Below are 213 nucleotides of genomic sequence, written 5' to 3'. Positions count from 1 at the left end.
GGATGCTGGTCACGGCTGATCGTGGAGTGTTCTCGTATGCGTTGTGGCGCAAAGCTATAGCGACCAACACTGATCTGTTGTGGCGGGTGAAGACCTCGGGTACAGGCCCGTTACCACGACATGTGAAGGACTTGCCGGATGGGTCGTGGCTGGCTGAGCTGCAGCAGACGCATTCGGCTGCGGCGCGGCGCGCTGAGCCGATGCTGGTGCGGG

The 213-nt window shown here is 62.4% G+C and carries 1 pseudogene; it reads left to right on the top strand.

The window, feature by feature from the left end:
* Positions 1-213 (top strand): annotated as a pseudogene (locus B1964_RS31385) (IS4 family transposase); the annotation flags it as partial.

The organism is Gordonia sp. i37, from assembly GCF_002043085.1.
Lineage (GTDB): Bacteria > Actinomycetota > Actinomycetes > Mycobacteriales > Mycobacteriaceae > Gordonia > Gordonia polyisoprenivorans.
This window is presented reverse-complemented; position numbering and strand designations above follow the sequence as displayed.